The 10340-nt window shown below is 63.1% G+C and carries 8 protein-coding genes; 6 read left to right on the top strand and 2 right to left on the bottom strand.

Annotation, left to right across the window (positions count from 1 at the left end; genetic code table 11):
• Positions 1-76: 76 nt before the first annotated feature.
• Entirely contained in the window at positions 77-823 is a 747-nt protein-coding gene (locus V7Q53_RS05895; RefSeq protein ID WP_333827535.1) for an SDR family oxidoreductase, read from the bottom strand.
• Between the two features lie 246 nt (positions 824-1069).
• Positions 1070-1501, bottom strand: coding sequence for a DUF1489 family protein (locus V7Q53_RS05890; RefSeq protein ID WP_333827534.1), 432 nt, complete (start codon positions 1499-1501; stop codon positions 1070-1072).
• Positions 1502-1682: 181 nt separating this feature from the next.
• Here V7Q53_RS05890 and V7Q53_RS05885 point away from each other — a divergent pair, with 181 nt between their 5' ends.
• The 6 genes from V7Q53_RS05885 to V7Q53_RS05860 all read left to right on the top strand — a co-directional run bounded on the left by V7Q53_RS05885 (position 1683) and on the right by V7Q53_RS05860 (position 10310).
• Positions 1683-3947 carry an adenosylcobalamin-dependent ribonucleoside-diphosphate reductase gene (locus tag V7Q53_RS05885; protein ID WP_333827533.1) on the top strand — a complete coding sequence of 755 codons (2265 nt, stop codon included), beginning with the start codon at positions 1683-1685 and terminating at the stop codon, positions 3945-3947.
• A gap of 160 nt (positions 3948-4107) precedes the next feature.
• Entirely contained in the window at positions 4108-4596 is a 489-nt protein-coding gene (locus V7Q53_RS05880) for a hypothetical protein (RefSeq protein ID WP_333827532.1), read from the top strand.
• Positions 4593-4679, top strand: coding sequence for a hypothetical protein (locus tag V7Q53_RS05875; protein WP_333827537.1), 87 nt, complete (start codon positions 4593-4595; stop codon positions 4677-4679). Before V7Q53_RS05880 ends, V7Q53_RS05875 begins: the two co-directional genes overlap by 4 nt.
• Before the next feature lie 87 nt (positions 4680-4766).
• Complete coding sequence (locus tag V7Q53_RS05870) at positions 4767-6023, top strand: TRAP transporter large permease (RefSeq protein WP_333827531.1); 1257 nt, start codon at positions 4767-4769, stop codon at positions 6021-6023.
• A 508-nt stretch (positions 6024-6531) separates the two neighbouring features.
• The gene (locus tag V7Q53_RS05865) at positions 6532-8688 is read left to right on the top strand and encodes a TonB-dependent receptor domain-containing protein (RefSeq protein WP_333827530.1); all 2157 of its coding nucleotides are present in this window, start codon (positions 6532-6534) and stop codon (positions 8686-8688) included.
• Between the two features lie 536 nt (positions 8689-9224).
• Entirely contained in the window at positions 9225-10310 is a 1086-nt protein-coding gene (locus tag V7Q53_RS05860; RefSeq protein ID WP_333827529.1) for an ABC transporter substrate-binding protein, read from the top strand.
• The last annotated feature ends 30 nt before the right edge of the window (positions 10311-10340 follow it).

Genomic DNA, 10340 nt, shown 5'->3' with positions numbered 1-10340 from the left:
GGCGTTGCCCCCTCTTGGCCTGCGGCCAATTCACCCCCCAGGATATTTTTGAACAGATGAAGGGGCGGGCTGCGCTTTATTCCAGCCGCAACACCTGCCCGGTGACGGCGCCGCCATCGACCACAAACTCGCTGCCGGTGGAATAACTGGCCTCGCAGAGCATGAAACGCGCCATGCGGGCGACCTCGTCGGGTTCGCCAAAGCGGGGCATGGGCTGGGCGGCGGCGGTCTCGTCGGGCATCTTGTCGGTCATGGGCGTGCGGATCGGGCCGGGGTGGAGCGAGAGCACGCGGATATTGTCCGGTGCCAGATCGAGCGCTGCGGCTTTGTTCAGCCCGCGCAGGCCCCATTTGCTGGTGACATAGGCCGCAAGCCCCCCGTAACCCTGAAGCCCGGCGGTGGAGGAGGTGTTGACGATCACCCCGCCGCCCGCGCGTTTCAGTGCCGGGGCCACCTGCCGGATGCCCAGCCAGGCGCCGGTCAGGTTGATGTCGATGACACGGCGGAAATCTTCCGGTGTGCAACCGGTCACGGTGCCGAGCGCCAGGATACCGGCATTGTTGAAAAGCGCGTTGAGGCCGCCAAAGGCCGCTTCCGCTTCCGCGATGGCGGCGTCCCAGTCGGCTTGCGCGGTGACATCAAGGCGGCGGTAACGGGTGGGCGCGCTAAGTTCAGCGGCGAGCGCCGCGCCCTCGTCATCGATCACATCGGTGATCATCACGCGCGCGCCTTGTGCCGCCAGAAGCCGGGCGGTCGCCGCGCCGATTCCGCGCGCGCCGCCGGTGATGAGCAGTCTGAGGTCGCTGGGGGCGATCATGGGCATGGAAAATTCCTTTCGTCCTGAAAAATTCCGGCCAGCAGGCCGGGGTTGCAGGCAGATTCTACGCCGCTATCGTTCCGTGGCCCTTGATCTGTCGCAAGGCGCCGCCCCTTTTCATCTTGCCGGAAATACGCGGGGGTGAATGGGCCGCAGGCCCAGAGGGGGCAACGCCCCCTGATCTTTTCATTGAAATGAGAGGGGGCGCAGCCCTCTCAAGGGCGCGTGCGCGCCCTTCCTCCGCCCGGCGGGTCAGCGCAGGCCGAGATCGGCCAGCGCGGCGCTGAGTTCGGGGGGCAGGCTGTCATCGCCGGGGCGATGGGCGGGCAGATCGCGCGGCGCGTCCTCGCCCTTGAGGTAGCGCCAGCCCTGAAAGGGGCGGCGGGGCTGGGGTTCGGTGCGGATGATCGGCGCATCCATGACGATGCCGCAGCGGGTGATGCCGTCTTCCCCCTCCACCGCTTCCAGCCGCAGGATACGCTGACGCGCAAGCACCACGCCCTTGAACACCCAGTAAAGCGAGCCGCCCTCAAGCAGTTCCGCCTCGCGTTTTGGCCACATGCGGGTGACATGGCGCGTGCAGCCCTCGGGCCAGCGGTGGCGCTGGCTGTCCTGCCAGTGCACCAGATCCTCGACGCTTTCGGCGCCGACACAGAGTTTGAGCAGGTTGAGCGGGGCGTTCATGGCCCTGCTATCTAGGCCGCCGCACCGGCGGAGGCAACCGGGCGCGCGGCGTTTTCAGCCGGTTCTGCGCAGGGCGGCGCGCGGGCGCGGATTTTCCGCCGGGCACCCGCCTCAGGGTTTGACCCGCGCCCCGGGGGGGCCTATCTTGGCAGGTCTCTCACCAGCACCACAGGATTTGCGCATGAACCGCTTCGCCGCCCCCATCGCCGAGCAGATCTGGGACATGAAATACCGGCTGAAGGATGCGGCCGGGAAACCTGTCGATGTCACGCTGGAAGACAGCTGGCGGCGTATTGCCCGTGCGCTGGCCGAGGTGGAAGCCGACCCCGCGCATTGGGAAGAACGCTTTTACACCGCGCTGGAGGATTTCAGGTTCCTGCCCGCTGGCCGCATTACCGCAGGCGCGGGTACCGGCCGGGCGGTAACGCTGTTCAACTGTTTTGTCATGGGCACGATCCCTGACAGCATGGGCGGTATTTTCGACATGCTCAAGGAGGCCGCGCTGACCATGCAGCAGGGCGGCGGCATCGGCTATGATTTCTCCACCATCCGCCCGCGCGGTGCGCCGGTGACGGGGGTGGCGGCCGATGCCTCGGGCCCGCTGTCGTTCATGGATGTCTGGGATGCGATGTGCCGCACCATCATGTCGGCGGGTTCGCGCCGTGGGGCGATGATGGCCACCATGCGTTGCGATCACCCGGATATCGAGGATTTCATCATCGCCAAACAGGATGCCGCCCGGCTGCGGATGTTCAACCTGTCGGTTCTGGTGACCGACCCGTTCATGGAGGCGGTCAAGGCCGACAGCGCCTGGGATCTGATGTTCGGCGGCAAGGTCTATCGCAGCGTTCAGGCGCGCGATTTGTGGAACCGGATCATGCGCGCCACCTATGATTACGCCGAGCCGGGGGTGATTTTCATCGACCGGATCAATGCGGCCAACAACCTGAATTATTGCGAGACCATCGCCGCCACCAACCCCTGCGGTGAGCAGCCGCTGCCGCCCTATGGCGCCTGCCTGCTGGGTTCGGTCAACCTTGCGCGGCTGGTCAGCGAACCCTTCACCGGGGCGGCTGCGCTGGATATGGAAGCGCTGGACGATCTGGTGCGCACCGCCGTGCGGATGATGGACAATGTAGTTGACGCCAGCCGCTTCCCCCTGCCGCAACAGGCCGAAGAGGCGCGGCTGAAGCGCCGGATCGGGCTGGGCGTCACCGGGCTGGCCGACGCGCTGCTGATGCTGGGCCTGCGCTACGGATCGGATGGTGCGGTGGCGCAGACCGAGGACTGGATGAAAGCGATTGCGCGGGCGGCCTATCTGGCCTCGGTCGATCTGGCGCGCGAAAAGGGGGCTTTCCCGCTGTTCGATGCCGAGAAGTTCCTGAATTCCGGAAATATGCGCGCCATGGATGACGATGTGCGCGAGGCGGTGCGCGAACACGGGATCCGCAACGCGCTTCTGACCTCTATCGCGCCCACCGGCACCATCAGCCTTTATGCGGGCAATGTCAGCTCAGGCATCGAGCCGGTCTTTGCCTATGCCTACAAACGCAAGGTGCTGCAAAACGATGGCTCGCGCAGCGAGGAGGAGGTGGTGGATTACGCCGTGCAGATGTGGCGTGACCTGAAGGGCGATGCGCCGCTGCCGGAGTACTTCGTCAATGCCCAGACGCTGGCACCCATCGACCATGTGAAGATGCAGGCGGCGGCGCAGAAATGGGTGGACAGCTCGATCTCGAAAACCATCAACTGCCCGGAAGATATCACTTTTGATGCCTTCAAGGATATCTATCTGGCAGCCTGGGACATGGGCTGCAAGGGCTGCACCACCTACCGGCCCAATGATGTCACGGGTTCAGTGCTGACCGTCTCCGAGGCTACTGAGGCCGCGCCGCAGGCCGATACCGGCGCCGAGGTGATCTATCTGTCCGAGCCGCTGGGCCGGCCAGAGGCGCTGGAGGGCCAGACCTATAAACTGAAATGGCCGGTCAGCGAGCATGCGATCTATATCACCATCAACGATATCATCGTCGGTGGCCGGCGGCGGCCGTTCGAGGTGTTCATCAACTCCAAGAACATGGAGCATTACGCCTGGACCGTGGCGCTGACGCGGATGATCTCGGCGGTGTTCCGGCGCGGGGGCGATGTGTCTTTCGTGGTGGAGGAACTGAAGGCCGTGTTCGACCCGCGCGGTGGGGCGTGGATGCAGGGCCGCTATGTGCCCTCGATCCTTGCCGCGATCGGCGGGGTGATCGAGGAGCATCTGGTGCGCATCGGCTTTATCGAGGGCGCCGGTCTGGGCCTGAAATCTGACCCCAAGGCCAAGGTGGCGGCAATGGGCGCGGGCAAGCGCGGCGCGGCCTGTCCGTCCTGCGGGGCCTATGAGATGGTCATGATCGAAGGCTGCATGACCTGCCGCGCCTGCGGCCATTCGAAATGCGGCTAGTCCGGATGTGTGTGGGCCCTGTGTTCCGGCGGGTGCAACTCTGCCAGACGGGCCATTTCGGCGAGATGCGGGCGGGGGATTTCCTGCCACCACGTCGTGAATCGTTGAAATTTAATGGGCCTGGCTGACGGGAAAGGCGGCGCGCCTGTTTGGTCATGATGTGAGCACCTTCCCGCTGGACGTGCACACGACATCGCCAGCTGTTTCGCCTGAAGAGCGATGCCCCGTCTGCGAAATCACTTGGGAGCCCGCCGAGTTTCGCGCTGTGGTGGAGGCTCAGCGCGAGCAACTGCAGGCGGCAGTTGCCGATCGCAAACGGGTCGAGGAACTGATCCAACCTGTGGTCGTCGCGTTGGAAGGGCTGCGGCCGATGTTGCGCCAATTGGCGGTCTATGCCCGCGACCTGCCCACCCCACTCGCATTTGAGCCGTTCGCGGTAGTGGCCGAAGAATCGAGACTGGAACGCGGTCGAGATGCTGGAAGGATGGCGCGAGGACTTCGGGAAATGGGCTCCAAGCGGGCCATCTGCGCCTCGCTTAGCCAGAAGAGATCAGACATGTCACCGCTCAGTTTTAGGAGCGGTGAATCACGCGACGGACCAGAAATCGATGGGTCCTTTGCCTGGCGCACCTGGGCAATCCCGACATGAGCACAGCAGTCGGATATGCTCTGGCCTACCCGTCGCGTCCACAGCTCAACGTTCAACGGCTCGACTTCGCCAAACTTGGTTGACTCGATTTCGAAGCTCCTGATGAAGTTGCTTTCCCCGCCTTGCGGACTGCGCGACTTGCGCTCAACCGGGGCGGCCGACAAAGCGCGGTGTTTCTGTTCGCCATCGGCGTTCCCATCGCCATTTCCATCGGCCTGACCTGCCTTGCGGTGCTGGTGATCCGCGAGGGCATCACCGCCATCCCGGCCGAGTTGTTCGCGCTGCAGATGCTGCGCGGGCTCAACAACTTTCCCATTCTCGCCATTCCGTTCTTCATCTTTGCCGCCGCGCTGATGAATGTCGGCACCGTCGCCGCGCGGATATTTGATTTCGCCAATGCGCTGGTGGGGTCGGTGCGGGGCGGGCTGGGGCATGTGAATGTGCTGGCCTCGATGATGTTTTCCGGCATGTCCTCGACCGCCGTGGCCGATGTCGCCGGGCTGGGCCAGCTTGAGCTGAAGGCGATGCGCGAGCGTGGTTATCCGCGCAGCTTTGCGGTGGGCATCACCGGGGCCAGCGCGGTGATTTCGCCGATGATTCCGCCGTCGATCGCGCTGGTGGTCTATGGCTGGCAATCGGGCACCTCGGTGGCGTCGATGTTTCTGGCCGGGCTGGTGCCGGGGCTGATGGTGGGCCTGAGTTTCATGATCACCAGTTTCATCATGTCGTTCTGGCTGCCCATGCCGCTGTCGCCACGTCCCGCCGCACGCGAACTGGCGCGGCTGTTCTGGCGCGCGCTGCCGCCGCTTCTGACGCCGGGCATCATCGTCGGCGGCATCTGGACCGGGATGTTCACCCCGACCGAGGCCGGGGCGATTGCCTGTGTCTACGCGATGTTTCTGGGCACGGTGGTGTACCGGGAGCTGAACTGGAAGCTTCTCCTGGGCGTTCTGTCCAGCACCGTGCGCTTTTCCTCCATCATCCTCTTTATCATCGGCATCGCCACCTTCTATGGCTGGCTTCTGGTACGGCTGCGCATTCCGCAGGAACTGGCCATACTGATGACCGGGCTTGAGGTGGGCAACACCACGATCCTGCTGGCGATCGTGCTGTTCTTTCTGGCCGTCGGCTGTTTCATGAGCGTGGTCGAGGCGATCCTGATCTTCACGCCGATCTTCATGCTGACCATTCAGGCGCTGGGGATCGACCCGGTGTATTTCGGCGTGCTGATGGTGCTGACCCTGTCTTGTGGAGTGATCACGCCACCCTTCGGCAATGTGCTGTTCGTACTGACCGAAATTACCGGCCTGCCGTTTGAAAAGGTGGCGCTGGCGGTGGTGCCGTTTTTGTTGCCGATCTTTGCGGTCATCCTGTTGATGGTCTTTTTCCCGCAGATCGCCACCTTTCTGCCCGCGCTGGCGCGTTAGAGAAATTAAAAGAAGGCTGGCAGCGTTTTTTGGTTGGGGGGTTCGACAGGTCGGAAACAGATTACGCATCTTCTGATTCAACGAAAGCCGGAACACTGTAGAGCGGCCCCGTTTTTTCCTGCTGTTCCGCTGTTCTGGCCCGGTACCGGCGGGATCATCCGCTTGACATAGCTGAGTAATTCAGTCAGTAACTGCCCGGCAAGCAACAGGCCAGCTCAATTGCCCGCATAGCGGGTTCCGCAAGGGCGGCGGATCGCCGAAGAGCAGATTCCGCCAGCAGGTCTGGCCGACAGACTTGTATGCGGCGTGGATCTGTCACGTCTCCCCAGCCAATCAAAGGGTAAACGGGCCGTCAGGAATGAAGGCCCGCCGGATATGTCCGGCTGCACCCTTATTCACTTAACAGGCGGCAAGCGGTCAGGCGCATTGCCGTACACCCAGGAATGTATTGTGACCATTCACCAGACACACCAAGGCATCCCGTTTCCCGTAAACTCAGGAGGTCTGAATGTCAGGTCGTCTATCCGCATATTATTTGCGGGCATCCGCCATCGCGCTATTCGCGGCGGCAGCCATCCCGTTTCCCTTGCTTGCCCAGCAGGTTGACGAAGAAACCCGTGACGCCGCGCCAGAGCGCGGCCGGACCGTGCTTCCGCCGCTGGTTCTCAATCAAGCGCCGGGCACGGTATCCGGGCCCGGGCCGGTCAGTTCGACCGATGGCGAGGACGTGCAGCTAAGGTTCGGGGGCAACCCGCAGGAGGCGCTGCGCGCCACACCCGGCACCTTTACCCGGCAGGTCAGCAACCAGCCGGGGATCGAGGTGAATATCCGCGGGCTCAGCGGGTTCGGGCGGGTCAATGCCATGATTGACGGCGTGCCCCAAACCTTCAGGAACGTCGCGGGCCATGCCTCGTCCGGCGGCTCGATGCTGTATGTGCAGCCAGAGCTTCTGGGCGGTATCGATGTCGTCCGCGGGCCGGTTTCGGGGGCTGCCGGGGCCGGCACATTGGCAGGTGCCGCCAACTTCCGGACGCTCAGCGCCGATGACGTGCTGCTTGAGGGCCGTAACAGCGGTATATTGACGCGCCAGACCATTGGCACCAACGGCTATGATTATTCCGGCATGGTTGCGGGGGCGATGCGCGGCGCCCTGCGTGCGGATGGTTCGGGGCGGTTCAGCATCATGGCCGGGTTCGCCCGCTCGAACTTTTCGAACTATGAGAGAGGACGCGGCGATCGACCGGGCGACGGCGAAGAGCTGCCAGCGGGCCTGAACGCCGCCAACAGCCCGACGGGCGCCATCCTGAAAGTGGAAATCGCGCCGGACAGCCAGCATGAGTTCCGCCTTGGCTGGCGGGGATATGACAATGAATTCGATTATGGCTCTTACCGGCAGGGGCTGACAAATTCGACCTTCACCGCCGATTATTCATACCGTTCGGGGCATCCGCTTCTGAACCTTGATTTCAGCGCATATTATAACGACACCGATATGACCTATGACGGTGAGATCGGTGGCTCTTACCGGGGGCGCGAGACAGAGAACCTGGGATACGGCTTTAACCTGACCAACACCGCGCGTTTCTCGCTCGGCGGGGCATCCGGAACCATGGTTACGGGAATTTCCTATGGGGCAGATGATTACCGCGTGAACGCGCTGCGCGGCGGCAACCCGCCGGGAGAGCTCAGGCGTTCCAGCGCCTTCTCCGAGGCGACGCTGCAGAGCGGTATCTACACGCTGAACGCGGGTCTGCGCTATGACCATTGGCGCATGTCGGGCTATCAACCGCCGATTGCGCCCGGGGTTGGTGACTGCCCGCCGGGCGGTCCGACCTGCGGTGATGCGACGGTCAACCGCTCGGGCGGACGGGTGCTGCCGCGGCTGCAACTTGCTGCCGAGCCGATACAGGGATTGCAGTTCAGCGCAGGCTATTCGCATACCTTCCGGCCACCAACCGTGCAGGAGATGCTGTTCTCGCTCATTCCGATCGGCGCGGGTGTTGGCACGGGCGCTGCCAACAACCTGAACCTTGAGCCTGAAACTGCCCGAAGCTGGGAACTGGGCGCCAACCTTGCCCGGGATAATGTCTTCAGCCATGGCGATGCCCTGCGCTTGCGCGTCGGTTATTTCAGCAGCCGGATCGACAACTTCATTGTCAATGATTTTGTCAATGTGCCGGGGCGTGGCGTGACAGCGATGTGGGTCAACAGGCCCGGAACCACGCATATGCGCGGTTGGGAGATTGAAGGCAGCTATGATATGCGGAACGCCTTTGTGAATGCCTCCTTTACCAAAGCGCGGACCGATCAGCCCGTGGGGCAGGGCGCCGGTATCGGCAACGGCGACTCCGGTATCCTGCCCGATACCTATTACACCCTCGGCGGTGGTGTGCGCCTCTTTGACGAGCGGCTGACACTGGGCGCGCAGATGCGCTATGTCGGAGAAGGGCAGGCGGCCTATTTCGGCAGTGTCCAGCCGACAGATTCCTACCGGCTGTATGATCTCTATGCCTCCTATGACGTGACAGATACCATCCGCGCGCATTTCAGCGTCGAAAACGTGACCAACGTGGCCTATAGCTATGCCGGTTCCGGTATGGAGGCGCGTGAACTCCGCAGCGGGCGCGGGCTTACCGCCCGGCTGGGGTTCACGGCCCGGTTCTAAGGCGATTTCAGAAAAAGATCGCAGACTTTTTCGTTTGAAATCATGCCAATACAATAGCCTACAGCGCTTCTTCGTTTTCGGCGAAAAGGAGAAGCGCTGTAGCGCGTGTCGCGAAAGCACCGAAGCCGGATTGTCGCATAATATAAGCACTGGACAGAAGACAGAGCGGCCCTTGCCCAGGGGCCGCTCTGTCTGGTTTCCTGATGCGCCCGGTCCTCATGCAAGTGTTTGCCTGTCCCGGTTGAGCAACGTCATGGCTCCGACGGTTTTGACCCGGCCAAATGCCTCCTCGATCCGCTTTCGGTGCCTTTGAGACAGGGCGAAACCTTCGTGCCGGGCGGCGCGGTCAGCAATGGGCCCGGAACCTGATCTGGAGCATGAAGGCGCCGATGGCGCACAGGGCCGCGTGGCGGGCCGTTTCATGGTCAGAAACGGCGCAGTTCAGCCCTCACCCTTTCCGCGCGCACACAACTACAGTCAAATGCGCAGGAGCGGTCACTGACACCGCCCGCGCATATCCATTGGGAGGATCGACCATGTTCAATACGATAGCCAGAAGGCAGCTCTTCGGTGCGGCCCTTGTCTCTGGCATGGCCTGCCTGTCGGCGGCGCCCGGCGCGGCAACAGATCTGGAGACCGTCCGCATCGGCTGGTGCACGAATGTCATCAACAGCGGCGCCGTGCCCTGGGCGGTCGCGCAAAGCGAAGGCTACTTCGCCGAGGAAGGGCTTGAACTCAGGCTGGTGCCGGTCTCATCCGGCAATGACTGTGTGACCTTCGTGGCCAATGGCGAGCTTCCCTATGCGCTGCCCGCGCTGGAGCCCGTCGTGTCCATCGTCGCCCGGGGGTTTGAGGGCCGCAGCTTCTTTACCCTCTATAGCGGGCCGACATGGCGCGTGGCCGTCCCCGAGGCATCGGATGCGCAGGCCGTGGCCGATCTTCGCGGCAGGCGGGTCGGCGTTACCTCCATGTCTTCGGTCATGGTGACGCTTGTCAAAGGCCTGTTCACCAACGCCGGGCTTGATCCCGAAGCTGATGTCTCGCTGATCGCCGTTGGCGCACCGGCCAACGCGGCCCTTGCGCTGCGCCGCAACGAGGTCGATGCGATTGCCATGTGGGATATTGCCAATGCGGTGATCGGGCGTCTTGGCAGCCCGTTGCGCGAACTGGATGTGCCCGAGTTGGACGCACCCTCGCTGGCGTTATTCTCGTCAGCCGAGTATTTCGAGGCCAACAGGGACCAGGCGACGAGAATAGCGCGCGCCTATGCCAAGGGTGCGACCTTCACCCTCGCCAACCCCGAAGCCGCGCTGAACATCCTTTACGAGGTCTATCCTGAAACCCGCACGCCGGGGATGGACCGGGCCGAGCTGATGCAGAACGATCTGGATTTCATTGCGATGCGCCGCGCGATCTGGGAGCCGACCGAGGCGATGAACCATCAATGGGGCTATGGCGCCATACCGATGTATGGGGCCTATCTTGAGAATCTGGCCAACTGGGGGCTGGTGGACCGGGTTGTTCAGCCCGAGGAGTTCATCACCAACGAGCTGATCGACGAGATCAACAACTTCGACGCCGAAGCGATCCGCGCCGACGCCATGGCGCGCCAGCCCGGCTGACTCAGTCCGGCTCGGCCGTGACGCAGATCC

This window comes from Pararhodobacter sp., assembly GCF_036802785.1.
Lineage (GTDB): Bacteria > Pseudomonadota > Alphaproteobacteria > Rhodobacterales > Rhodobacteraceae > Pararhodobacter.
Note: the sequence above shows the minus strand (reverse complement) of the source record. Positions and strands in the feature narration are given on the sequence as shown.